Below are 25478 nucleotides of genomic sequence, written 5' to 3'. Positions count from 1 at the left end.
TGACAAGCAAAAATTAAGAAACTTCGCTCAACCGCTCAATTTACGAGCAAAGTCGATGCTAACGTCTCCGGAAGTGACAAAAAGCATACAAAAAAGGGCCTGACAGGCCCTTTTTTACTTTTTATAAAGCGCTTACTGCGTGGCAATGATGCGATCGTCTTTCACTGTAAGCTCTATAGGTTTACCAGGAAGCAACTCGCCAGACAGTATTTGCTGCGCCAGCGGGTTTTCTATCTGCTGCTGTATCGCTCTTTTTAAAGGGCGAGCACCATAAACCGGATCGTAGCCATTCTGACCCAGCAATTTAAGCGCCTCTTCGGAAACGTTTACAGTGTAACCGCGGTCTTCAAGACGCTGATACAAACGCTGAAGCTGAATTTGCGCAATAGAAGCAATATGGCGCTCGCCCAAGGGATGAAAGACGACAACTTCATCGATACGGTTAATAAATTCAGGGCGGAAGCTGTGGCTCACAACGCCGAGAACCAACTCTTTCATTTCGCCATAATCCAGGTTGCCAAATCGTTCCTGAATAATGTCCGATCCCAGATTCGAGGTCATAATTACAACCGTATTTCTGAAATCGACCGTGCGCCCCTGCCCATCAGTTAAGCGGCCATCATCCAGAACCTGCAGCAAAATATTAAATACATCTGGATGCGCTTTCTCTACTTCGTCCAGCAAAATGACAGAATAAGGACGACGACGAACCGCCTCCGTCAAATATCCCCCCTCTTCATACCCTACATAGCCGGGAGGAGCACCCACCAGACGTGATACAGAGTGTTTCTCCATAAATTCAGACATATCGATGCGCACCATGGCATCGTCGCTATCAAACATGAAGTTCGCCAATGCCTTGCAAAGCTCGGTTTTACCAACCCCGGTAGGGCCAAGGAACATAAATGAACCAATAGGCCGATTCGGATCAGCAAGCCCGGCCCGACTACGACGGATCGCATTCGATACTGCTTCAACTGCTTCATTCTGGCCAATGACTCGCGTATGAAGTTCCTGCTCCATCCGCAGCAGCTTGTCGCGTTCGCTTTCCATCATGCGTGAAACCGGAATGCCCGTCCAGCGCGCCAGTACCTCGGCAATCTCAGCATCAGTGACGCGGTTACGCAACAGGCGCATTGTTTTCCCTTCCGTCTGCGTTGCGGTTTCAAGCTGTTTTTCTAAATCAGGGATTGTGCCATATTGCAGTTCAGACATACGCCCAAGATCGCCGATACGCCGGGCCTGCTCCATCGCAATTTTCGCCTGTTCAAGCTCGGCTTTAATTGTCTGCGTACCAGACAAAGAAGCCTTTTCCGCTTTCCATTCTTCCTCTAAAGTCGAGTATTGACGCTCTTTGTCAGATAGCTCTTCGTTTAGCATATCCAGCCTTTTTTTGCTGGCCTCGTCCGACTCTTTTAATAATGCCTGTTGTTCAAGCTTGAGCTGAATAATACGCCTGTCTAATCGATCTAACTCTTCTGGCTTGGAGTCAATCTGCATACGGATACTTGACGCTGCCTCATCAATTAAATCGATGGCTTTGTCCGGCAATTGCCTGTCAGCAATGTAGCGATGCGACAAAGTGGCCGCCGCAACAATAGCTGGGTCAGTAATTTGAACGTGATGATGCAATTCATAGCGTTCTTTCAAACCGCGCAAAATCGCAATCGTATCTTCTACCGTCGGCTCCGCTACAAATACTTTTTGGAAACGCCGCTCTAACGCTGCATCCTTTTCAATGTACTGGCGATATTCATCAAGTGTAGTTGCACCGACGCAGTGCAGCTCGCCGCGCGCAAGGGCGGGTTTAAGCATGTTTCCGGCGTCCATTGCGCCGTCTGCTTTACCGGCTCCAACCATAGTATGTAATTCATCGATGAATAGAATGACATTACCTTCTTGTTTTGCCAGGTCGTTGAGCACGCCTTTTAAGCGCTCTTCAAATTCACCGCGATATTTAGCACCTGCCACCAGCGCGCCCATGTCAAGCGCCAGCACGCGGCGTCCTTTCAGCCCTTCCGGAACTTCGCCGTTAATAATTCGCTGCGCCAGCCCTTCAACAATGGCAGTCTTGCCGACGCCGGGTTCCCCAATTAATACTGGGTTGTTTTTTGTTCTACGCTGGAGAACCTGAATTGTACGGCGTATTTCTTCGTCACGGCCAATCACCGGATCCAGCTTGCCCTGCTCTGCCCGCTCGGTCAGATCTACAGTGTATTTCTTAAGCGCCTGCCGCTGATCTTCCGCCCCTTGATCGTTCACGCTTTCACCTCCACGCATTTTTTCTATGGCCTGAGAAATATTCGCCGCGGTCGCGCCAGCGGATTTTAAGAGGTCGGTTAATGAGCCATGCGACTCCAGCGCCGCCAGTACAAACAGTTCGGAAGAAATAAAATTATCGTTGCGTTTCTGTGCCAATTTATCGCACAGATTCAATACCCGAATAAGATCCTGCGACGGCTGGACATCGCCACCCGTACCCTCAACCTGCGGTAAACGACTTAATGCCTGCTCTATGGCCGTACCCAATTGTCCGGCATTTATGCCAGCCGAGGTCAACAGGGGCGCAACGGAACCTCCTTCTTGCTTTAATAAAGCGCTCATAAGGTGAAGAGGTTCGATAAATTGATTGTCGTGCCCAAGTGCAAGAGACTGGGCATCGGCGAGGGCAAGCTGGAATTTATTAGTAAGACGATCCAGACGCATAACTCCTCCCATGAATAGGTCAAAATTGCTACTGGAGATTAAATGAGGCCATCCCTTAATTATTCAAGGTTAACCCCGCAATAAATATGCTAAGAACGTAATATTTGCCGGGGCGCCTGCGGCCATGATTTATATCAGCCAAATAAAGCTTGCCATCCGACCGGTTGTTCCATCACGACGCCAGGAAAAAAATGTTCTTTGTTCCGTATAGGTACAGCGCTCTCCGCCATACACTTGCCGCACGCCAATATTAGCTAACCGCTGGCGTGCAAGAAGATAGAGATTACCCAGAAATTTATCGCCTTTCGTATTAAACGCAGATTCCGCCTCGGGAGCCTGCGCCATAAAAGCTGCGCGCACTTCGGCTCCCACTTCAAAGGCCTGCGGCCCAATAGCCGGCCCCATCCAGGCAATGATATTTTCAGGTTTATCATTAAAACAGGCGACCGTTGACTCAAGCACGCCTGCACACAATCCGCGCCAGCCGGCATGTGCTGCTGCGACTTCAGTGCCATCAGCATTACAAAAAAGCACCGGCAGGCAGTCCGCCGTCATAACGGCACAGATAGTTCCTGGCCTATTCGTCCAACTGGCATCCGCCTTGCAATCGGCGGGCACCGTCCCGTCCAGTTTTAATACTCTAGTTCCGTGCACTTGTTCCAGCCAGACAGGAGCATTCGGCATATGCGCGGCTTTGCACAAACGGCGCCGATTTTCTTCAACATGGCCACTTAGATCGCCGCAGCGATCGCCTAAGTTAAGTGAATCCCAGGGCGCAGCGCTGACCCCGCCGTTTCGGGTAGAGCTGCAAGCTGCTACGCCGGATGGTAAAGGCCATTGAGGAATGATTAATGGAGTCATAGCCAGTCAACCCGATCTTTATGCTCTTCAAAATCAGCGCGCAGCGCATCAATTAAATCCACCATATCCTGTGGGATTGGCGCATGCCACTCCATCTCAATGCCGCTAATAGGATGGTATAGACGCAACATAGTGGCATGTAATGCCTGGCGATCGAATTTCCTGAGCGCTTCAATAAACTGTTGTGAAGCCCCTTTTGGCGGGCGAGGGCGGCCGCCATAAACTTGATCGCCCACCAGCGGATGGGTGATGTGCGCCATGTGAACACGGATCTGATGAGTCCGCCCCGTTTCCAGACGCAAACGTAAACGGGTATGAATGCGAAAGTGCTCCATAATACGATAGTGCGTAGTAGCCGGTTTGCCCATGGGATGGACCGCCATATGGGTTCGTTTCGTTGGATGACGGCTAATTGGTTCATTGACCGAGCCACCTGCGGTCATATGCCCAATCGCCACAGCTTCATATTCGCGCGTAATTTCACGTAACTGCAGTGATTCCACCAGCCGCGTCTGCGCCGGTATGGTTTTCGCTACTACCATCAGTCCCGTAGTATCTTTATCCAAACGGTGCACAATGCCGGCGCGCGGTACATCCGCAATCGGTGGATAATAATACAATAGCGCATTCAGCACCGTTCCGTCCGGGTTACCCGCGCCCGGATGAACCACTAAATCCCGTGGTTTGTTAATAACAATAATATCGCTATCTTCATAAACGATATTCAGCGGGATATTTTGCGGCTCAAAGCGAGCATCCTCTTCAATTTCTGCCTGAATAGAAACCTGCTCACCGCCCAGCATCTTTTCTTTTGGCGTTGTGCACACGTTCCCGTTAACCTGTACCCGCTGGTCCAAAATCCATTCTTTAATACGAGACCGGGAATAATCCGGAAACAATTCGGCCAGAGCCTGATCTAAACGCTGCCCGAGCTGCGATTCGGACACCGTTGCGGTAAGTTGTATCTGTTGCGACATAGATAGCTTCTTCGTTAACGTTGGGTTTTCCGGCTTCGCCGGTTAATATAGTGTGCTATTGTAGCTGGTCTTTATCGGGAGCTTCACGGAGAGTCTCCCTGAATAACATTCTGAGGAAAGTCAAAACGTCATGACGCGCATGAAATATCTGGCGGCAGCCGCCATGCTGAGCCTGGCTCTAGCCGGTTGCTCCAGCTCAAAAGATGAGGTTCCTGACAGCGCCCCTTCTGAGATCTACGCGACGGCTCAGCAAAAACTGCAGGACGGTAACTGGAAAGCAGCGATAACGCAACTGGAAGCGCTGGATAATCGCTATCCTTTCGGCCCCTATTCACAGCAGGTGCAGCTTGATCTTATCTATGCGTACTACAAAAATGCCGATCTGCCTTTAGCCCAGGCGGCGATCGATCGCTTCATGCGCCTGAATCCCACCCATCCCAATATTGACTATGTATTGTACATGCGCGGCTTAACCGATATGGCGATGGACGATAGTGCACTACAGGGTTTCTTTGGCGTCGATCGTTCAGATCGCGATCCTCAGCACGCCCGCGACGCTTTCAATGATTTCTCGAAGCTGGTACGCGGCTATCCTAATAGCCAATATGCCACGGATGCGACAAAACGTTTGGTCTTCCTTAAAGACCGCCTGGCAAAGTATGAACTTTCCGTTGCGGATTACTATACGCGTCGCGGTGCATGGATTGCAGTAGTTAATCGCGTTGAGGGCATGCTGCGCGATTTTCCTGATACGCAGGCGACACGAGACGGTCTGAAGCTGATGGAAAACGCGTATCGCCAATTACAGCTTGATGCTCAGGCTGAAAAAGTAGCCAAAATTATCGCGGCAAATGGCAATCACGTGAAAGACTAAGGCGCTCCGGTGAGAGGCCTTATTTTTGTCTCTCACCGCTTTCGCAGACGACCCGATACAGGGTTGTCGCCAGCCGCTTAGTGACTCCGCTCGTCTTTGCTACCCTGCCTCTTCGCGTAATTATCCCCCCACGTTGCCCTCCCCGCAGGGGAACCCGAAACGTTTGCGCCGTACCTCATTTCACGGCACTGAATCTGCCTGGTGAAAATTGACATTCGCCCACTGTGATACGCATTACTCACTTCATCACTAGAATTTAGCAGCGTGCGCGCTTTTAAGCGCAAAAAGTATTCATTGACAAAAAGTGACAAAAGAACGTGATATTAATCACGCATTTTAACATTTATCGCGCTATGCTGGGATGACCATGACGGGAAGACAAGAGGTAAATTTATGACAATGAACATTACCAGCAAACACATGGAAATCACCCCGGCAATCCGCCAGCATGTCACAGACCGTCTTACTAAACTGGAAAAATGGCAAACTCATCTAATAAATCCACACTTTATTCTGTCTAAAGAGCCGCAGGGATTTATCGCCGACGCCACAATTAATACGCCAAACGGTCAGCTTGTCGCCAGCGCAAAACATAGCGATATGTACACAGCGGTTAACGATCTTATCGCCAAACTTGAGCGACAGCTTAATAAAGTACAGCACAAGGGTGAAGCCCGCCGTGCAGAAGCGTCCGTTAAAGATATTTTGCCTGAAGAAGATGCTGATGAGTGAGTAATAGCATTAGCTGGCATAACGCGCCCACGGGCGCGTTTTTTATTGACAGAGTGAAAAGAGAGCAGGTACTTTAAAACACCCTTTATTTAGAGTTTTCATAAAAATGCGATTACCATTTTTCTTTGCGTTCTTTTTTACCTTCCACTAATCGGGAGGCTATCGTCATATTAAGAAATAACGCAAAGACGAATTGACAGGCCTCCCGGAAGGGAGGCCTTTTTTTATGATAACAACAAAGGTAGCACTATGAGCGATAACCCCTTGCTGGCGCTGCGCGATAAAATCAGCGCTCTGGATGAGAAGCTACTAACGCTGCTGGCTGAGCGACGCCTGTTAGCCATTGAAGTTGGTAAAGCCAAACTGGAGTCACACCGCCCGGTACGCGACATCTCTCGCGAAAGAGATCTACTGGAGCGCTTAATCACCCTGGCTAAACCCCATCATCTGGATGCACACTACATTACCCGCCTCTTTCAGCTGATTATCGAAGATTCAGTGCTAACGCAGCAGACGTTACTGCAGCAGCATTTGAACAAAACAACCCCCCAATCGGCGCGCATCGCCTTTTTAGGGCCGAAAGGCTCATACTCACACCTCGCGGCGCGCCGCTATGGTGCCCGGCATTTTGAGCACTGTATCAAAAGCGGCTGTCAAAAATTTCATGATGTTTTTCATCAGGTTGAAACAGGTCAGGCAGACTATGCCGTGCTTCCTATCGAAAATACCAGCTCGGGGTCAATCAATGAAGTTTATGATTTACTGCAACACACTAGCCTCTCAATTATTGGTGAATTAACGCTGCCAATCGATCACTGTGTGCTGGTTTCCGATACAACAGCATTGGCGCAGATAAAAACGGTTTATAGCCATCCACAGCCTTTTCAACAGTGCAGCCAGTTTCTGCAAAAATGGCCTGAATGGAAAATTGAGTACTGCGAAAGCACCTCAGCGGCTATGGAAAAAGTCGCACAGGCAAATTCCCCCGACGTCGCGGCATTAGGGAGCGAAGAAGGAGGTGCTCTTTACGGCCTGCAGGTACAGGAACGTAACCTGGCTAATCAAAGTCAAAATATCACTCGCTTTTTGGTACTGGCGCGTAAGGCCGTCAGCGTTTCTCAGCAAGTGCCGGCAAAAACAACGCTACTCTTTGCCACCGGCCAGCAAGCCGGAGCGCTGGTAGAGGCGCTACTGGTGTTGCGTAACCACAAACTAGTGATGAGTAAACTTGAATCCCGACCTATATATGGTAACCCCTGGGAAGAGATGTTTTATCTGGATATCCAGGCAAACGTGCAATCACCTGAAATGCAGCGTGCATTACAGGAATTAAATGATATAACGCGTTCCCTAAAAGTTCTTGGCTGTTATCCGAGCGAAAATGTCGTTCCTGTAGAAACTGGACTGACCCCGTGACAGTAGACAAATTCTGTCCTCACGACGAGGCCTGTTCAAAGGCCTCCGGACTGACGCCGCTGAGATGGCTGTGGCGTCGGACCCGGTTGTAGAACACTTCAATGTAATCGAAGATATCCGCCCGGGCCAGAGCCCGGGTTTTGTATATTCTCTTCCTGATACGCTCTTTTTTCAGTGAACTGAAGAACGATTCCGCTACTGCATTATCCCAGCAGTTGCCACGCCGGCTCATACTGGGCGCCAGATTATTGGCCCGGCAGAAGCGCCGCCAGTCCTCGCTGCCGTACTGGCTGCCCTGATCGCTATGTACTATTACCTCTCTGTCCGGTTTTCGACGCCATACTGCCATCATCAGCGCATCCAGCGCCAGTTCACGTGACAGCGTCGGTTTCATCGACCAGCCCACCACGTTACGGGCGAAGAGATCAATGACCACCGCCAGATACAGCCAGCCCTGCCAGGTGCGGATATAGGTAATATCGGTCACCCAGACCTGATTAGCCCGGACAACGGTAAACTGCCGCTGCACGCGATTAGGCGCAACCACTGAAGGCCTGCCGGCGATACGACGTGGCGCTTTATAGCCGCGCACCGCTTTGATCCGGTTCAGTTGCATAATACGGCTCACCCGGTTTTTACCGCAGGTTTCCCCGATTTCATTCAGATCGCCATGAACCCGGCGATAGCCATATACGCCACCGCTGAGGGAATACGAATCACGGATAAGCGCCAGCAGACGCTGGTTATCTTTATCGCGGGCGGAAACTGGATTATGCAGCCACGCATAGAACCCGGCCCGGGCGACATTCAGTACCCGACACATTGTCATGACACCCCATACGGAGCGGTGTTCATTGATAAAGCGGTACTTCAGTCGGGCTCCCTTGCAAAGTACCGCGCGGCCTTTTTCAGGATGTCCCGCTCTTCTTCGGTGCGCTTCAGCTGAGACCGAAGCTTGAGGATCTCGCTTTTGGCTTCCAGTAAATCACGCGCATGCTGCTCGCTGTTATCGGGTTTGATGGCCCGCAGCCATTTGTAAAGACTATGCGCAGAGACACCCAGTCGGTCGGAAACTTCTGCGACGGAATAACCGCGTTCCGTAATTTGACGGACGGCTTCTTCCTTAAATTCAGGGGTAAATCGTGGTGTGCCCATACGGTCCTCCTATGCTCAAACTATACATCAGGATCGTCTACCGGGGTGGGGTCAGTCCATCCATACATCAGGATCGTCTACCGGGGTGGGGTCAGTCCATAGCGCTGGCGAAACCGTCCACATTAACAAAGGCGAAATTATCAGAGCTTCATTGGCGTTATCAATGCGTTGTAGCACCACTCGGAATACCTGTTGATAAAGCTGCGCTGCGGGCGCGGTATCACGTTATGTATAACTAATAAATTGTCCATACGCCCGCTTTCGGCGTGAGCACCATCGCTTGCATATGCTCATGAGTGCATCGCGGACATAGCATTTTAGCTCCCATTTCTGCCCTATTAGCGCCATCGGTTTCTCAATCCACTGCGCGGTCTCGGGTAAATTTTTAACCGGCTGACTATAGTTGACCACGGTTATCCGGCGTTGCCTGTATTGCCGCGTCAATAATTAGTTTATCGGTAATTCCCGCCGTGCTGGAGCAGGACCAACGCCGAAAGTAATGCCAAAAACGTAATCTCCCGACGAGCCGCCTCGTTACCCGCCGGGAGAATATATTATCTAAATCCGATTATCGTTTGCCTGACGTAACAGCGTGCTACTTTCGCGCTGAAAACGCCGCGCATAGTCTCCGAACCAGTGTTCAACATTGCGAAAGCTCTCAACAAACGCTTGCTTATCCTGCTGCTCCAGTAGCGTGATGGCTTCCCCAAAGCGCTGATAATAACGCTTAATTAGCGCCAGATTTTCTTCTGATGCCATAATAATATCCGCATAAAGCTGGGGATCCTGAGCAAACAAACGCCCCACCATCGCCAACTCCAACCGATATATAGGAGAAGAAAGCGCCAGAAGCTGCTCCAGGTCCACGTTTTCTTCGGCAAGATGCATACCGTACGCAAACGTCGCAAAGTGGCGCAGCGCCTGAATGAAAGCCATATTTTGGTCATGTTCGATAGCGCTAATACGATGTAAGCGCGCGCCCCAAACCTGAAGTTGCTCTAAAAACCACTGATAGGCTTCTGGTTTTCGCCCGTCGCACCAAACGACCACCTGCTTAGCCAGACTCCCGGTATCCGGGCCGAACATAGGATGAAGCCCTAATACCGGGCCGCTATGCGCAGCCAGCATCGCCTGCAGGGGCACATTTTTGACTGAAGCCAAATCCACCAGAATGCAGTCGTCCGGCAATGCTGGCAGGCGTGCTATCACGGCTTCGGTAACATGGATAGGCACGCTCACAATAACCATGCCCGCATCGCTGAGCAATGCATCGGCCTTTGGCCAATCCTCCTGTTCTAAAATTCGTACCTGATAGCCAGAAAGCTGTAACATCCGCGCAAATAGCTGCCCCATTTGTCCGCCGCCACCAATAATTGTGACCGGGCGCAGCGCGGGGCACAGGGTTTTAAAGCCTTTGTCTTTTTCACTGCTGTAGGATTCGCGCATCACTCGCCGCAAAATGTCTTCGATTAAATCCGGCGGAACGCCAAGATCTGCGGCTTCTTTGCGACGGGAAGCTAGCATTGCGGCTTCGCGCTCGGGAACATAAATGGGCAAACCATAGCGGCTTTTCACTTCCCCAACATTTGCCACAAGTTCAAGTCGTCGCGCCAGTAGCGCCAAAAGTGACTTATCCACATCATCAATTTGATCGCGCAGGGCGGTTAATTCCGCGGCCATATCATCTCCTCAGGCAAAACGCGTTGCCAATTGCCCCTGCAAGTCACGATGGATCTCTCGCAGAAGCGTCTCCGTCGTCTCCCAGCCGATGCAAGCATCCGTCACCGAAACACCGTACTTCATTTCGCTGCGCGGCTGTTCGGAAGATTGATTCCCTTCGTGAAGATGACTCTCTATCATTAAGCCTGTGATTGAGGTGTTACCGTCCTTAATTTGCGCAATCGCAGATTCAGCCACGCCCGGCTGGCGGCGATAATCTTTACTAGAGTTCGCATGGCTGCAATCAATCATTAGCGAAGCGCGCAGCCCTGCCTTTTCCATCTCGATTTCACACTTCGCAACCTCTTCCGGCCCATAATTTGGCGCTTTGCCACCGCGTAAAATAACGTGGCCATCCGGATTCCCTTTGGTTTGAAGCAGGCAAACCTGTCCGGCCTGGTTTATCCCAACAAACCGATGCGGCATCGCCGCCGCGCGCATGGCGTTAATCGCGGTCGCCAGGCTGCCATCAGTACCATTTTTGAAGCCGACCGGCATTGAAAGGCCGGAAGCCATCTCACGGTGAGTTTGTGATTCAGTGGTGCGTGCGCCAATGGCCGACCAGCTAAATAAATCTCCGAGGAACTGAGGGCTATTAGGATCCAGCGCTTCCGTAGCCAGAGGGAGCCCCATCTCGACCAACTCCACCAGCAAACCGCGCGCTATTTTTAGCCCCGCTTCAACGTCGAAAGAGCCGTCCATATGCGGATCGTTAATCAACCCTTTCCATCCAACCGTTGTACGGGGTTTTTCAAAATAGACGCGCATAACCAGGTAGAGGCTATCGCCAACCTCTTCTGCTAACGTTTTAAAGCGGCGGCCATATTCCAGCGCCGCCTGAGGATCGTGAATTGAACAGGGGCCACAAACAACAAGTAAGCGCGGATCGCGCCCGGCAATAATATCGCTAATGACGCGCCTCGACTGGGCTATCTGAGACTCCAGCCTCGCACTCAGTGGGAATTCAGCCTTTAGCCGCTCCGGCGTAATCATAATTTGTTCATCGACGATATTAATATTATTTAGCGCGTCTTGTTGCATGTCTGCGATCCTTTAATGGTTTATGGACGATAGCCTCTTCTCCGGAAGAGAAACCCCACCATACAGTTAAATGGTAAAGTTATCAATCCAATTGACGTACACTTATATTTACACACACGCCTTAATCTTTCCTGTTAGGCAAAAAAAGTATCAAATCGTACCAATATCTTTACACTCACAAACCAGGTAATTTATCACCTATATGCAATCTGAGATTCCTTCCTGGTAAATAATCTTAGTACGGGCATGTGGTAAAGCATACAAAAACCTGCACCGCCAGCCTGTTTTACTTATTGAATTTACTAGTAAAATTTTGGCAATTTCGATCAGAATCGAGATTTGTATTACCGACTTTCTGCACGTGCATCAGGAGAAGGAGAAAACTTAGCGCATAAGGAGAGGTGCTAAAACTGGAATAAGGTAAGGCGTCTTTATTAGCCGCCCTGACATAGACAGCAAAATATAGACAGCAAATAGCATTAACGTAAAAAGGGCCGGCAAAGCCGGCCCTTTTTCAGGATGTCGCTTTCGCGAACGCTTATTTAGTCAGGCGCTCTTTGATACGCGCTGACTTACCAGTACGTTCACGCAGGTAGTACAGTTTAGCTTTACGAACGGCACCACGACGCTTAACAGCAATGCTGTCAACAACCGGAGAGTGAGTCTGGAAAACACGCTCAACGCCTTCGCCGTTAGAAATTTTACGAACAGTGAATGCAGAATGCAGACCGCGGTTACGAATAGCGATAACCACGCCCTCGAATGCCTGCAGACGTTTTTTGGAACCTTCAACTACCCATACTTTCACTTCCACGGTATCACCCGGACGGAAGGAAGGTACGTCCTGCTTCATCTGCTCTTGTTCAAGCTGTTTGATAATGTTGCTCATAATTTAATCTCTTATCCTGGGTAAACTGATATTGTTGGTGGACGACCTACGCGCCGCTTCCATCATATTCCTGCTGCTGATATTCCTGTTGGAACTCTGCCAGCAGTCTTGCTTGCTCTTCAGTCAGAGCCAGGTTTTCCAGAAGTTCAGGTCTTCTAAGCCAGGTTCGGCCCAGCGACTGCTTCAGGCGCCAACGTCTGATTTCAGCATGGTTTCCCGACAATAATACCGGCGGTACTTCCATCCCTTCCAGTAGTTCAGGGCGAGTATAGTGCGGACAATCCAGCAACCCATCAGCAAACGAATCCTCGACTGCCGATGCCTCATGACCCAATACTCCCGGAACGAACCGGGAAACAGAATCAATGAGCGTCATTGCGGGCAACTCCCCACCGCTCAACACGTAATCCCCGACTGACCATTCTTCATCAATTTCGGTTTGAATTACGCGTTCATCAATCCCCTCATAGCGACCACACACCAGAATCAATTTCTCGCTGAGTGCCAGTTCACTGACGCCGCTCTGATCGAGCCTGCGTCCCTGAGGCGAAAGATAAATCACCTTTGCGCCTTCACCCGCCGCGGCTCTGGCTGCATTGATGGCATCCCGTAACGGTTGCACCATCATCAACATCCCGGGTCCACCGCCGTAAGGTCTGTCATCAACCGTACGATGGCGATCGTGCGTAAAATCGCGAGGACTCCAGCACTGGATGTCTAGCAGGCCATTTTTTACTGCCCGACCAGTTACCCCGTAATCGGTAATTGCACGGAACATTTCAGGAAACAGGCTGACTATACCAATAAACACAAGCCAATCCCCACTGCGCCGTTTGGCTACCGCTAATCCGGAGGTTAAAAACCAGGATCCCAATCCACTTCGATTGAACGAGTGGCAAGATCGACTTTCTTGATAACCTGTCCATCTAGGAACGGAACCAGCCGCTCCTTGACTCCAAATGCATCTTTCAGGTTAGCTTTAATAACGAGAACGTCATTTGACCCGGTTTCCATCAGATCGCTGACTTTACCCAGATCGTAGCCCGTGGTGGTGACGACCTGGCAACCAATAAGGTCTTTCCAGTAATAGTCACCGTCTTCCAGGGCTGGAAGCTGCGATGCGTCAACCATTATCTCACTATTGGTGAGCTGGTTTGCCGAATCGCGATCGTCAACGCCTTTCAGCTTGATGATCAAATCCTGATTATGATGGCGCCAGCTTTCTATCTCTAGCTGTTGCCACTGACCACCGCGCTGGATAAACCAGGGCTGATAGTCAAAAATGCCTTCGGACTCTTCGGTGGAGGAAAACACTCTGAGCCAACCACGTATCCCGTACGGCGAGCCAAGTTTCCCTAATACAACCGGGTTCGTTGGCGCTTCAGCGGCGTGTTGCTTGCTCATCATGACCACCGTGGCAGATTAAGCTGCTTTTTTTGCTGCTTTGATCAGCGTTGCAACGCGATCGGAAATCGTTGCGCCCTGCTCTACCCAGTGACCGATACGATCCAGATCCAGGCGTACGCCTTCTTCTTTCTCATTTGCGATCGGGTTAAAAAAGCCTACACGCTCGATAAAACGACCGTTGCGGGCATTACGGCTGTCTGCAACGACAACCTGGTAGAACGGACGCTTTTTAGCGCCGTGACGTGCTAAACGAATAGTTACCATAACATCCTCTTTAGTGAATAAAACAACCGGGCCCCATCGAGGAACGGAGCCCGGCGTCATATTAAAGCCCGAAAATTTTACTGATTTTTGCGTAGAAAGCAATGCAAATTAGCCGCACGCGCCGTGCAATATCACGCACAACACACTCTGTAACGCGCTCAAGCTATATACAGCGTGCCTCGGCAACAGACGCACACGCTTCTTCTTTAATTACGGCCTGAATTACACTCCGGGAAAATGTGGAGACGTAACTAGCGTACAGTCCGACTGCACGCTAATTCTTTGTTAGCGGCCGGGGAAGCCAGGCGGCATCATTCCCTTCATGCCGCGCATCATCTTCGCCATACCGCCTTTCTTCATCTTCTTCATCATGCGCTGCATATCGTCAAACTGCTTTAAAAGACGATTCACATCCTGCACCTGCATTCCGCTACCCGCTGCAATTCTACGTTTACGCGATCCTTTAATAATTTCTGGTTTTTCGCGCTCTTTGAGCGTCATCGAATTAATAATCGCTTCCATACGCACCAGGATTTTATCGTCCATTTGCGATTTCACATTATCGGGTAACTGCCCCATCCCCGGCAGTTTCCCCATCAGACTCGCCATACCGCCCATGTTTTTCATTTGACGTAGCTGATCCAGAAAATCATTCAGGTCGAAGCCGTCGCCTTTTTTAAGTTTATTCGCCAGCTTTTCAGCCTGCGCGCGGTCAACTTTACTTTCAATGTCTTCAATCAGCGATAATACATCGCCCATACCGAGAATACGTGATGCGATTCTATCCGGATGGAACGGTTCCAGCGCCTCCGTTTTCTCCCCAACGCCGAGGAACTTAATCGGTTTACCGGTAATATGGCGGATCGAGAGCGCTGCCCCGCCCCGCGCATCGCCATCGACTTTCGTTAAAACCACGCCGGTCAGCGGCAGCGCTTCATTAAACGCTTTCGCCGTATTTGCCGCATCCTGGCCGGTCATCGCATCTACAACAAATAGCGTTTCAATGGGATCTAAAGAAGCGTGTACCTCTTTAATCTCATTCATCATTGCATCATCAACGTGCAAACGCCCGGCGGTATCCACAAGCAACACGTCGTAAAATTTAAGCTTCGCTTCCTTCAATGCCGCATTGACGATATCGACCGGTTTTTGCTGTGCATCGGACGGGAAGAAATCCACACCAACCTGCTGGGCCAGCGTTTCCAGTTGTCTGATTGCCGCCGGACGATAAACGTCAGCCGACACCACCAGCACTTTCTTTTTATGCTTTTCGTGTAAAAACTTCCCAAGCTTGCCTACGCTGGTTGTTTTACCGGCGCCTTGCAGACCCGCCATAAGTACGACAGCCGGTGGCTGAGCCGCCAGGTTGAGCGCATTATTTTCTTCGCCCATCGCCGCGACCAGCTCATCGCGCACAATCTTGACGAATTCCTGGCCCGGAGTAAGACTTTTATTCACTTCATGGCCAACCGCTTTCTCTTTCACGCGGTTAATAAATTCGCGAACCACGGGCAGCGCAACGTCTGCTTCCAGCAGCGCCATCCGCACTTCGCGCAGCGTATCTTTAATGTTTTCTTCGGTGAGGCGTCCGCGGCCGCTAATATTGCGCAGCGTGCGCGACAATCGGTCAGTTAAATTATCAAACATGGTCTCTTGCCTGAAGTGGTAACTAAAAGGCCGCCGCAGCGACGCATTTCTGAATAGCGCGCAGTATAACATGAAGGCGCCGCCATGTGATGCAACCAACGGTTGGAGCGAAAGGCGCGTAACGGTATACTAGCGTATCTTTTTCTGGCCCATAGGCTGACACCTGCATATGCCTGTTTTTGCCTTATTCGCGCTTATCGCATACTCCATCAGTTTGGCGCTGATCGTACCCGGGTTGCTGAAAAAGAACGGTGGCTGGCGCCGTTCTGCTCTGATATCAGCCGTTATTGCACTCTTGTGTCACGCCATCGCACTTAAGTTACGTATCTTCACACCGGATGGCGGCCAAAACCTAAGCCTGCTCAACGTGGGCTCGCTCGTTAGCCTGCTTATCTGCACCGTGATGACTATTGTCGCCTCACGCAACCGAGGCTGGTTACTATTACCAATTGTGTATGCCTTCGCGCTTATCAATTTGGCGTTAGCGACATTTATGCCAAATGAGTTCATTACTCACCTGGAAGCCACGCCGGGCATGCTAATTCATATCGGGCTATCGCTATTTTCTTACGCCACGCTCATTATCGCCGCCCTATATGCGCTACAGCTCGCATGGATCGACTATCAGCTAAAAAATAAACGTCTGGCGTTTAGCAACGATATGCCGCCATTAATGAGTATCGAACGTAAAATGTTTCATATCACGCAAATCGGCGTGGTGCTTCTCACTCTCACGCTTTGCACCGGCTTATTTTATCTGCACAACCTTTTTAGCCTGGAAAATATGGATAAGGCCGTACTCTCAATACTGGCCTGGTTTGTCTATATCGTTCTGCTTTGGGGGCATTATCATGAAGGGTGGCGCGGCCGGCGCGTAGTCTGGTTTAATGTCGCCGGCGCCCTATTATTGACGCTGGCCTATTTCGGCAGCCGCGTGTTGCAAAACATACTCGGCTAATTGTTTACCTGGCATTAAGGAGAAATCCCCTGGAACATATTTCCACCACCGCGCTCATCATTACGCTCATCGTTATGGTGATAATTTCCGCCTATTTCTCAGGCTCAGAAACCGGCATGATGACACTGAATCGCTACCGTCTACGCCATCTGGTGCGCCAGGGAAATCGTGCTGCAAAGCGTGTGGATAAGCTTTTACGTAAGCCAGACAGGCTAATCAGCCTGGTATTAATTGGTAACAATCTGGTCAATATATTGGCTTCATCGCTTGGCACCATTGTTGGGATGCGTCTTTACGGCAATGCCGGCGTAGCTATCGCTACCGGCGTGCTCACTTTCGCCGTACTTATTTTTGCAGAAGTTTTACCTAAAACCATCGCCGCTCTTTACCCGGAAAAAGTCGCGTTTCCCAGTAGCCTGCTTCTTGGTCCACTGCAAATCCTAATGATGCCGCTGGTGTGGCTCCTGAATACCATCACGCGCCTATTAATGCGCATGGTCGGGATTAAAACCGATCCGGTCGTAAGCGCAGCGCTAAGCAAAGATGAACTACGCACCATTGTGAATGAATCGCGCTCTCAAATCTCACAGCGCAACCAGGACATGCTGCTATCCGTGCTGGACCTCGAAAAAGTCAGCGTTAACGATATCATGATCCCCCGCAACGAAGTCGTCGGTATTGATATTAACGATGACTGGAAATCTATCATTCGTCAGCTCACGCACTCGCCGCACGGGCGTATTGTGCTATACCGGGAATCTCTTGATGACGCTATTGGTATGCTGCGCGTGCGCGAAGCCTACCGCCTCATGACTGAAAAAGGGGAATTTACTAAAGAGGTGATGCTACGGGCCGCCGACGAAGTTTATTTTATCCCGGAAAGCACGCCGCTTAGCGTCCAGCTCGTGAAGTTTCAGCGTAATAAGAAAAAAGTCGGGCTGGTAGTAAATGAATACGGCGATATTCAGGGATTAGTCACCGTCGAAGATATTCTGGAAGAGATAGTCGGTGATTTCACAACGTCTATGTCGCCAAGCCTCGCTGAAGAAGTCAGGCCGCAAAACGACGGCTCTGTGCTCATAGAAGGCAGCGCAAACGTGCGGGAAATTAATAAAGTCTTCAACTGGACATTACCGGAAGATGAAGCGCGAACCATAAACGGCATGTTACAAGAAGTACTGGAGGATATCCCCGTTCCCGGCACGCGTATGCGCGTTGGGGAATATGATATTGATATTCTCGACGTACAGGATAACGTTGTTAAGCAGGTTCGCATTATTCCTGTCACGCCGCTTCGTAGCAGTGTGGATAAATAGCAGCGTGGATAAATAGCGTATTCCCCTCCCTGTCAGCATGGGAGGGGAGATGAGCCAAAAACCGTAACTACGCTTTAGCCTTTGCTACCGAAACCATCGCCGCGCGAATGGTACGCCCGTTAAGCGTATAACCTTTCTGCATCACCATTAAGACGTGATTCGGGCTGACTTCATCAGACTCCACCATAGCAATTGCCTGGTGAACGTCAGGATTAAACGGCACATTAACATCGCCGACGACTTCAACGCCGAATTTACGTACCACATCCAGCATGGATTTACGGGTCAACTCGATACCTTCAACCATAGCGGACATATCAGCATTCCCCTTGTCGGCCACTTCAAGGGCGCGATCCAGGCTATCTAATACCGGTAGCAATTCGTTGACGAACTTTTCAAGTGCGAATTTATGCGCCTTTTCTACATCCTGCTCAGTGCGTCGGCGCAGATTTTCCATATCGGCCTTCGCGCGCAGCAGATGCTCACGCTCCCGCGTTTCGGCTTCTTGCAATTGCGCCTCAAGACTGGCGATACGCTCATCGCGTGAATCACTTCCCCCGGTGGCTCCAACGGATTCCGTTTGCTCAACGCCGTCCAACTCACGCGGCTCGGCTACGCTTTCTGCGCTGGGCTGATCGTTCGACTGTTTCTGTTCTTCATTACTCATGAAATTCTCCGCGTTTCTTTAGCATTCATCTCGCTGGTTCGCTTATTATGGGGATCGGTTTTCGGGTTTCAAGGGAAGCCGAGTGATTATGGAACCGCGCTCCACGTTTGAGGACCATCGGGAAAATGAATAAACATTTCAACTGTATCGGCATTGTCGGCCACCCTCGTCATCCTACCGCACTAACCACGCACGAAATGCTGTGGCGCTGGCTAAGCGAGGCAGGCTACGACGTTATCGTGGAGCAACAAATTGCTCAGGAACTCCAGCTCAATCACGTATGCACCGGTACGCTATCGGAAATAGGTCAGCGGGCCGATCTTGCCGTCGTGGTCGGCGGCGACGGAAATATGCTGGGTGCCGCCCGCGTGCTAGCGCGCTACGATATCAAAGTTATTGGCATCAACCGCGGTAACCTTGGCTTCCTCACCGATCTCGATCCAGATAATGCGCAGCAACAGCTTGCCGATGTTCTGGAAGGTCACTATATCACTGAACGCCGTTTTTTGCTGGAAGCGCAGGTCTGCCATAAAAATAATCAAACCAGGAGCAGCACGGCTATCAATGAAGTAGTGCTTCATCCGGGAAAAGTAGCGCATATGATTGAATTTGAAGTTTATATTGATGAGCGCTTCGCATTCTCCCAACGCTCAGACGGCCTGATTATTTCCACCCCGACCGGTTCAACCGCCTACTCGCTCTCCGCCGGTGGCCCTATCCTTACCCCTTCTCTGGACGCAATCGCTCTGGTACCGATGTTCCCCCATACGCTTTCCGCCCGCCCTTTAGTTATAGACAGCCACAGCTCGATTCGCCTGCGCTTCTCACATATGCGCGGAGACCTTGAAATAAGCTGCGACAGCCAAATTGCACTTCCTATCCAGGAAGGCGAAGATGTATTAATTCGTCGCTGCAATTACCACCTCAATCTGATACATCCAAAAGATTACAGTTATTTCAATACATTAAGTTCAAAGCTCGGCTGGTCGAAAAAATTATTCTGAATTAAGCCTGAAAGACTTTACTGTATATAACCACAGGATATACTGTATACAATTACAGTTATCTTTTATCTGCAGGAAAGTGGCTATGCTGACCCAACTCACCATCAGTAACTTTGCTATCGTTCGTGAACTGGAAATAGATTTTCATCGGGGCATGACGGCGATTACTGGCGAAACCGGCGCCGGAAAATCTATCGCCATAGACGCACTCGGGCTGTGCCTGGGTGGGCGGGCAGAAGCAGATATTATTCGTCCTGGAGCGGCGCGCGCCGACTTATGTGCCAGGTTCTCTTTAAAAGATACTCCTGCTGCCCGCCGCTGGCTGGAAGATAACGAACTTGAGGACGGTAGTGAGTGCCTGCTTCGCCGCGTTATTAACGCAGACGGACGTTCGCGCGGTTTTATTAACGGTACGGCAGTGCCACTGTCTCAGCTACGCGATCTGGGGCAGCGTTTAATTCAAATTCACGGGCAGCATGCGCACCAGCAACTTATTCGCCCGGAACAGCAGCGGCAATTACTGGATGCCTATATAAACCAAACCGATCTGCTACAGCAAATGCAAACCAGCTATCGTCAGTGGCATCAAAGCTGCCGCGATCTGGCAAGCCACCAACAATTAAGTCAGGAACGCAGCGCACGCGCTGAACTCCTGCATTATCAGCTAAAAGAACTCAATGACTTTTCGCCCATCACCGGTGAATATGAACGCATTGATGAAGAATATCGATTGTTGGCTAACAGCGGCCAGCGCCTCTCCTCAACTCAGCAAGCGCTAACTGTTCTGGCAGATAACGAAGAGCATAATTTGCGTAGTTACCTGTATAGCGCGCGTCAGATAGTTGCCGAACTCGCCGGCATGGATGACTCTTTATCCAGCGTGCTGCAAATGCTGGAAGATGCCGCTATCCAAGTCGATGAAGCCAGCGAAGAATTGCGTCATTACTGCGACAGAATGGAGCTCGATCCTAACCGCCTCTTCGAACTGGAACAGCGCATCTCACGCCAAATGATGCTGGCACGTAAACACCATATCTCGCCAGAAGAGTTACCGGCGCTGCATCAGCAGCTACTGGAAGAGCAACAGCGAATTGAAACTCAGGGCGATGCTCAGGATCTGTTGGCGCTTCAAGTGGAGCGTTATCATCAACAGGCGCTGGACATTGCACGGCGCCTCCATACGCAGCGGACGGCAACCGCCCTTGAACTGGCTCAGCGCATTACTGCTAGTATGCGTTCACTATCAATGCCTCATGGTGAATTTATTATTGATGTTGCCTTCAACGAATCCCATTTAACGGCTGACGGTGCCGATCGCATCGAATTCCGGGTTTGCACTAACCCCGGACAACCCTTACAACCTCTGGCTAAAGTCGCCTCCGGCGGTGAGCTTTCACGGATCGCATTAGCGATTCAGGTTATTACGGCTCAAAAAATGGAAACTCCCGCACTCATCTTCGATGAAGTCGATGTAGGCATTAGTGGCCCTACGGCCGCTATCGTGGGCAAACTGCTTCGTCAGCTTGGAGAGTCAACACAGGTAATGTGCGTTACGCACTTACCTCAGGTCGCCGCATCTGGCCATCAGCACTTCTTTGTCAGTAAAGAAACCGACGGTGAGGTTACTGAAACGCGTATGCAACCACTGAATAAACGTGCGCGACTACAGGAACTGGCAAGGCTTTTAGGCGGAAGTGAAGTCACGCGCAGCGCGCTGGCTAACGCCCGAGAACTCCTCGCCGCCTGAGTAAGCATTAGCTATGCAGGTAATCATAGTAATCACTAAAAGGTTAAGCCCGCGTAAAATTATGCGGGCAGATTTCAACTTTTTTCGTTCCGCGGAGCCACAGTGAGCGCCTTTAAGGTTTTAAACTGCTTAAAGGTTTATTATCATCAGTGTATTAATGAAGCGCCACATACCGTCTGGCCCGAAAAGGAATCAAAACACTATGCGCTGTAAAACGCTGGCTACTGCTGCGGCCGTTGTTTTAATGTTAACCGCAGGCTGCTCCACTCTGGAGAGAGTGGTATACCGCCCGGACATTAATCAAGGTAACTATCTGGCTCCCAATGATGTCGCAAAAATTCATACTGGCATGAACCAACAGCAGGTTGCTTATGCGCTGGGTACGCCAATGATGACCGATCCTTTTGGCAGCAACACTTGGTTCTATATATTTCGCCAACAGCCGGGGCATGAGGACGTAACGCAGCAAACTCTCACGCTCACATTTGATAGCAGCGGTGTTTTAACCAACATTGATAATAAACCTGCGCTACAAAAGTAGCGGGTTAATGCTTTGTACTAAGGCGCCTGCGTGGCGCCTTTTTTACGTTGATTACTGAATAATTCCCTGTGGAAGAGCGAAAGATGATTGAACCTACAAAGCTATAACCGAAAGTAGGTCCATGCCGTAATATCGCTGCTTACGACTCTGTAGATAAGATACGGCAGGGTAAACGAGGAAATAATCGAGCGGCATATGAGACATCATGAGAAAACGGAACAACTACATTAGCAGCAGATGAAATTGCAGGAGTAATACGTGGAAAGCGACATTAGCCCCTCTAACAGGAAGCATTCTTAAAAGTAACTGCCTCAGAAGGCGGTGTTTTACTTCTCTTAGTATTTATTGCTCCAAATTATCCGCCCACATTTAGCTTAAAAGAAGCGCAGCACGGAAGGCTTTCGGTCAGAAGAAGCATTAACGAATATTATTAGCCAGCGTTAAACGACCAGAGTTATCTTCCCAGAGGCATAACCTCCACAGAAATTCCTAAAAAAGCACTCCCCTCCATAGCATCAACCCCTTACGGGAAGTTGATACAGAAGGCAACTCGATGGTGAAAAAATTGAGATATGCCGCGCCACCAATTCCCTGACATACAAGGGTCACATTTCGCCGGAAGCTATATTGTTAACGAGTGGAGCGAATAAAGACTACTTCTTCAAGGATTGCGCTGCCTTTTGGCGGCGAAGCAATTTAGGATCGGCAACCAGGGGGCGATAAATTTCAACGCGATCGCCGTCCTGAAGTATATCCGTCAACGCTGCGGGGCGGCTATAAATCCCCACCTTATTTACGTTAAGATCGATATCCGGCCATAAATCCAGTATGCCAGATGCCGCGATGGCCTGTTGCAGCGTCGCACCTACGGATAATGTCACTTTACGCAAATACTGTTTCTCAGGCAGCGCGTAAACCACCTCCACCTGAATTTCAGACGACACTATAGACCTCTTTCGCCCGGCTGGTAAAAGCCTGAACCATGCTAGCCACTAAATCTTTAAAAATCCGCCCAAACGCCATTTCAATCAGCCGATTTGTAAACTCAAAATCGAGATGAAACTCAATTCGGCATGCCTCAGGCGACAGCGCCGTAAACTTCCAGCCCCCCATTAGCGTTTTAAAGGGTCCGTCGACCAGATGCATCAAAATACTTTGATTTCGCGTTAACACATTTCGCGTAGTAAAGGTTTTACTGATCCCTGCCTTAGAAACATCTACCGCCGCCGTCATTTGTTCCGCACTGGCATCTAGCACGCGGCTACCCACACACCCCGGCAAAAACTCGGGATATGATTTAACATCATTCACTAACTGATACATTTGTTCGGCACTAAACGGCACCAGCGCAGTACGACTAATTTGCGGCATATCTGTTCCTGAATTCAACTTAACTACAGAATAATAACATTTATCATTCATCAAAGAAAAACGCCGCCGCAAGCCATGCTAATATAATTGTCTTCTCCTACCCGGGGATGCGTTTTACAAGCGGATTACGTATACTGAGCGCCATTATGACAAAGAAAAAAGCACACAAACCGGGCTCTGCCACTATCGCGCTAAATAAACGCGCGCGTCACGAATATTTTATTGAGGACGAAATTGAAGCAGGTCTAGCCCTACAGGGTTGGGAAGTTAAATCGCTACGCGCCGGTAAAGCCAATATCGGCGACAGCTATGTCATTATGAAAGAGGGTGAAGCCTGGCTATTTGGCGCCAACTTTACGCCTCTCAATGTGGCCTCTTCGCACATCGTCTGCGATCCTACCCGTACGCGTAAGCTCCTGCTGAATCAACGCGAACTTGATAACCTTTATGGCCGCATTAACCGCGACGGCTATACCGTTGTGGCACTTTCTCTGTACTGGAAAAATGCCTGGTGTAAAGTCAAAATCGGCGTGGCAAAAGGGAAAAAACAGCATGATAAGCGCACCGATTTAAAAGAACGTGAATGGCAGCTTGATAAAGCGCGTATTATGAAAAATGCAGGCCGTGGTTAACCGTAATTCTTTCTGGTAACAACTGCCGCAAACGGCCTTTACCTCATGTAAATGTACGAATCGCATGATTAATCGCCATATCGCTTTACGAACATGTTACGCCATTAATTTTATGGTATACTCTGCGAATGCTTGGGGCTGATTCTGGATTCGACGGGATTCGCGAAACCCAAGGTGCATGCCGAGGTGCGGTAGGCCTCGTTAACAAACCGCAAAAAAATAGTCGCAAACGACGAAAACTACGCTTTAGCAGCTTAATAACCTGCTCAGAGCCCTCTCTCCCTAGCCTCCGCTCTTAGGACGGGGATCAAGAGAGGTCAAACCTAAAAGAGATCGCGTGGATGCCTTGCCTGGGGTTGAAGCGTTAAAACTAATCAGGCTAGTCGGTTAGTGGCGTGTCCGTCCGCAGCTACCCGGCGAATGTAAAGACAGGACTAAGCATGTAGTACCGAGGATGTAGGAATTTCGGACGCGGGTTCAACTCCCGCCAGCTCCACCAAAATTCTCCATCGGTGATTACCAGAGTCATCCGATGAAGTCCTAAGAGCCCGCACGGCGCAAGCCCTGCGGGCTTTTTTGTGCCCTCAATTTGTCCCGCGAAGTCCGAAGAGAACTAATTAAATCCGAACCTTTTAGGCCAACGAAAAGCGCTATTGTTTTCGTTGGGCCTAAACGCATGGAGACTCCCCATGGCAAGAAAAACCAAGCCGTTAACCGATAAGGAAATCAAAGCCGCCAAACCAAAAGATGCCGATTACCAGCTGTATGATGGTGATGGGCTTACTCTGCTAATCAAATCCAGCGGTAGTAAGCTCTGGCAGTTCCGTTACTATCGGCCTCTGACCAAGCAGCGAACCAAACAGAGCTTCGGAGCCTACCCTGCCGTCTCGCTTTCTGATACACGTAAACTCAGAGCCGAATCTAAAGTTTTGTTGGCGAAAGACATTGATCCCCAAGAATAAAGAATATCAGAAAGAACAGGCGAGAAATTCTCAAGAGGCCAAAACCAATACTTTCCTGTTAGTTGCCGAGCGTTGGTGGAATGTAAAGAAAGCAAGTGTGACTGAGGACTACACAGAGGATATCTGGCGCTCGCTTGAGAGAGATATTTTCCAGCAATCGGTGATATCAGCATCACTGAGATTAAAGCTCATACTTTGGTTAAAGCAGTTCAGCCGGTTCAGGCCAGAGGCGCGTTAGAAACTGTTCGCCGCCTTTGTCAGCGTATTAACGAAGTGATGATTTATGCGCAGAACACAGGCCTGATTGATGCGGTTCCCAGCATAAACATCGGGAAAGCATTCGAGAAACCGCAAAAGAAAAACATGCCAAGTATTCGACCGGATCAACTTCCACTGCTAATGCAGACTATGCGCACGACAAGTATCAGCTTGTGCACACGATGCCTGTTCATGTGGCAAATTCTCACCACGTATTAGCTCAGACCTGATCTGACAGCTACCGATTATTTTTCCATCAGATGACTAAAAATAATAATGCGTCAGTTTATTGCACACCAATAATATCTTATTAAGCCTTTACTTATTCAAGTTA

At 49.9% G+C, this 25478-nt stretch carries 24 protein-coding genes, 1 other RNA gene, 2 pseudogenes and 1 other annotated feature; of the genes and pseudogenes, 11 read left to right on the top strand and 16 right to left on the bottom strand.

What is annotated here, in order from left to right:
* Window positions 1-132: 132 nt before the first annotated feature.
* From clpB to rluD, 3 genes are all read right to left on the bottom strand, one after another.
* Entirely contained in the window at window positions 133-2706 is a 2574-nt protein-coding gene (gene clpB, locus SFA31_RS10655) for an ATP-dependent chaperone ClpB (RefSeq protein ID WP_322837950.1), read from the bottom strand.
* A 129-nt stretch (window positions 2707-2835) separates the two neighbouring features.
* Entirely contained in the window at window positions 2836-3567 is a 732-nt protein-coding gene (gene yfiH / locus SFA31_RS10650) for a purine nucleoside phosphorylase YfiH (RefSeq protein ID WP_322837949.1), read from the bottom strand.
* On the bottom strand, window positions 3564-4544 hold the full coding sequence (rluD, locus tag SFA31_RS10645; protein ID WP_322837948.1) for a 23S rRNA pseudouridine(1911/1915/1917) synthase RluD: 981 nt from the start codon (window positions 4542-4544) through the stop codon (window positions 3564-3566). The genes yfiH and rluD overlap by 4 nt, the downstream gene beginning before the upstream one ends.
* A 130-nt stretch (window positions 4545-4674) precedes the next feature.
* Between rluD and bamD the strand changes: the two genes are divergently transcribed.
* The 3 genes from bamD to pheA all read left to right on the top strand — a co-directional run bounded on the left by bamD (window position 4675) and on the right by pheA (window position 7566).
* Window positions 4675-5418: an outer membrane protein assembly factor BamD gene (gene bamD / locus SFA31_RS10640; protein WP_322837947.1), complete on the top strand. Its 744-nt coding sequence runs from the start codon at window positions 4675-4677 to the stop codon at window positions 5416-5418.
* A gap of 393 nt (window positions 5419-5811) precedes the next feature.
* Complete coding sequence (gene raiA / locus SFA31_RS10635; protein WP_322837946.1) at window positions 5812-6150, top strand: ribosome-associated translation inhibitor RaiA; 339 nt, start codon at window positions 5812-5814, stop codon at window positions 6148-6150.
* Window positions 6151-6252: 102 nt separating this feature from the next.
* Window positions 6253-6377, top strand: a sequence feature (Phe leader region).
* Window positions 6378-6399: 22 nt separating this feature from the next.
* Window positions 6400-7566, top strand: a complete 1167-nt coding sequence (gene pheA, locus SFA31_RS10630; RefSeq protein WP_322837945.1) for a bifunctional chorismate mutase/prephenate dehydratase — start codon at window positions 6400-6402, stop codon at window positions 7564-7566.
* Between the two features lie 19 nt (window positions 7567-7585).
* Here the strand turns inward: pheA and SFA31_RS10625 are convergent.
* From SFA31_RS10625 to ffh, 10 genes and pseudogenes are all read right to left on the bottom strand, one after another.
* Window positions 7586-8721, bottom strand: a protein-coding gene (locus tag SFA31_RS10625) for an IS3 family transposase (RefSeq protein WP_322836662.1) whose coding sequence is annotated in 2 segments (ribosomal slippage) — window positions 7586-8475 and window positions 8475-8721 — 1137 coding nt in all. Because the reading frame shifts where the segments join, the coding sequence is not laid out codon by codon here.
* Window positions 8722-8772: 51 nt separating this feature from the next.
* Complete coding sequence (locus SFA31_RS10620) at window positions 8773-8901, bottom strand: hypothetical protein (RefSeq protein WP_322837944.1); 129 nt, start codon at window positions 8899-8901, stop codon at window positions 8773-8775.
* Window positions 8902-9048: 147 nt separating this feature from the next.
* Window positions 9049-9199, bottom strand: a pseudogene (locus tag SFA31_RS10615) (phenolic acid decarboxylase); the annotation flags it as partial.
* Window positions 9200-9279: 80 nt separating this feature from the next.
* A complete protein-coding gene (tyrA, locus tag SFA31_RS10610; RefSeq protein WP_322837943.1) occupies window positions 9280-10401 on the bottom strand; it encodes a bifunctional chorismate mutase/prephenate dehydrogenase in 1122 nt (373 codons plus the stop codon).
* Between the two features lie 9 nt (window positions 10402-10410).
* Window positions 10411-11481, bottom strand: a complete 1071-nt coding sequence (locus SFA31_RS10605; protein WP_322837942.1) for a 3-deoxy-7-phosphoheptulonate synthase — start codon at window positions 11479-11481, stop codon at window positions 10411-10413.
* A 538-nt stretch (window positions 11482-12019) separates the two neighbouring features.
* Window positions 12020-12370, bottom strand: a complete 351-nt coding sequence (rplS, locus tag SFA31_RS10600) for a 50S ribosomal protein L19 (protein WP_322837941.1) — start codon at window positions 12368-12370, stop codon at window positions 12020-12022.
* Between the two features lie 46 nt (window positions 12371-12416).
* Entirely contained in the window at window positions 12417-13181 is a 765-nt protein-coding gene (gene trmD, locus SFA31_RS10595) for a tRNA (guanosine(37)-N1)-methyltransferase TrmD (protein ID WP_322837940.1), read from the bottom strand.
* 44 nt (window positions 13182-13225) lie between these two features.
* Window positions 13226-13774: a ribosome maturation factor RimM gene (rimM, locus tag SFA31_RS10590; protein ID WP_322837939.1), complete on the bottom strand. Its 549-nt coding sequence runs from the start codon at window positions 13772-13774 to the stop codon at window positions 13226-13228.
* Between the two features lie 18 nt (window positions 13775-13792).
* Complete coding sequence (rpsP, locus tag SFA31_RS10585) at window positions 13793-14041, bottom strand: 30S ribosomal protein S16 (RefSeq protein ID WP_322837938.1); 249 nt, start codon at window positions 14039-14041, stop codon at window positions 13793-13795.
* A gap of 285 nt (window positions 14042-14326) precedes the next feature.
* Window positions 14327-15688 (bottom strand): signal recognition particle protein, encoded by a 1362-nt coding sequence (gene ffh, locus SFA31_RS10580; protein WP_322837937.1) that lies wholly within the window; start codon window positions 15686-15688, stop codon window positions 14327-14329.
* Window positions 15689-15857: 169 nt separating this feature from the next.
* Here ffh and SFA31_RS10575 point away from each other — a divergent pair, with 169 nt between their 5' ends.
* Both SFA31_RS10575 and SFA31_RS10570 read left to right on the top strand, forming a co-directional pair.
* Window positions 15858-16646: an inner membrane protein YpjD gene (locus SFA31_RS10575; RefSeq protein ID WP_322837936.1), complete on the top strand. Its 789-nt coding sequence runs from the start codon at window positions 15858-15860 to the stop codon at window positions 16644-16646.
* A gap of 29 nt (window positions 16647-16675) precedes the next feature.
* Window positions 16676-17962 (top strand): HlyC/CorC family transporter, encoded by a 1287-nt coding sequence (locus tag SFA31_RS10570; RefSeq protein ID WP_322839350.1) that lies wholly within the window; start codon window positions 16676-16678, stop codon window positions 17960-17962.
* Window positions 17963-18029: 67 nt separating this feature from the next.
* On the opposite strand, the gene grpE is transcribed toward SFA31_RS10570, so the two are convergent.
* Window positions 18030-18629 (bottom strand): nucleotide exchange factor GrpE, encoded by a 600-nt coding sequence (gene grpE / locus SFA31_RS10565; RefSeq protein ID WP_322837935.1) that lies wholly within the window; start codon window positions 18627-18629, stop codon window positions 18030-18032.
* A 125-nt stretch (window positions 18630-18754) separates the two neighbouring features.
* Between grpE and nadK the strand changes: the two genes are divergently transcribed.
* The 3 genes from nadK to bamE all read left to right on the top strand — a co-directional run bounded on the left by nadK (window position 18755) and on the right by bamE (window position 21921).
* On the top strand, window positions 18755-19633 hold the full coding sequence (gene nadK, locus SFA31_RS10560) for an NAD(+) kinase (protein ID WP_322837934.1): 879 nt from the start codon (window positions 18755-18757) through the stop codon (window positions 19631-19633).
* Window positions 19634-19718: 85 nt separating this feature from the next.
* Window positions 19719-21380: a DNA repair protein RecN gene (gene recN, locus SFA31_RS10555; RefSeq protein WP_322837933.1), complete on the top strand. Its 1662-nt coding sequence runs from the start codon at window positions 19719-19721 to the stop codon at window positions 21378-21380.
* A gap of 202 nt (window positions 21381-21582) precedes the next feature.
* A complete protein-coding gene (gene bamE, locus SFA31_RS10550) occupies window positions 21583-21921 on the top strand; it encodes an outer membrane protein assembly factor BamE (protein WP_322837932.1) in 339 nt (112 codons plus the stop codon).
* 653 nt (window positions 21922-22574) lie between these two features.
* Here bamE and SFA31_RS10545 read toward each other — a convergent pair.
* A complete protein-coding gene (locus SFA31_RS10545; protein ID WP_322837931.1) occupies window positions 22575-22865 on the bottom strand; it encodes an RnfH family protein in 291 nt (96 codons plus the stop codon).
* Window positions 22855-23292: a type II toxin-antitoxin system RatA family toxin gene (locus SFA31_RS10540; RefSeq protein ID WP_322837930.1), complete on the bottom strand. Its 438-nt coding sequence runs from the start codon at window positions 23290-23292 to the stop codon at window positions 22855-22857. The genes SFA31_RS10545 and SFA31_RS10540 overlap by 11 nt, the downstream gene beginning before the upstream one ends.
* A 146-nt stretch (window positions 23293-23438) precedes the next feature.
* Here SFA31_RS10540 and smpB point away from each other — a divergent pair, with 146 nt between their 5' ends.
* The 3 genes and pseudogenes from smpB to SFA31_RS10525 form a co-directional block, all read left to right on the top strand.
* On the top strand, window positions 23439-23924 hold the full coding sequence (smpB, locus tag SFA31_RS10535; RefSeq protein WP_322837929.1) for an SsrA-binding protein SmpB: 486 nt from the start codon (window positions 23439-23441) through the stop codon (window positions 23922-23924).
* A 134-nt stretch (window positions 23925-24058) separates the two neighbouring features.
* Window positions 24059-24423: a transfer-messenger RNA gene (ssrA, locus tag SFA31_RS10530) on the top strand.
* Between the two features lie 190 nt (window positions 24424-24613).
* Window positions 24614-25354: pseudogene (locus SFA31_RS10525) on the top strand (integrase domain-containing protein); the annotation flags it as partial.
* Between the last annotated feature and the right edge of the window lie 124 nt (window positions 25355-25478).

The sequence above is a fragment of the Erwinia sp. HR93 genome (assembly GCF_034555055.1).
GTDB lineage: Bacteria > Pseudomonadota > Gammaproteobacteria > Enterobacterales > Enterobacteriaceae > Apirhabdus > Apirhabdus apintestini.
This window is presented reverse-complemented; position numbering and strand designations above follow the sequence as displayed.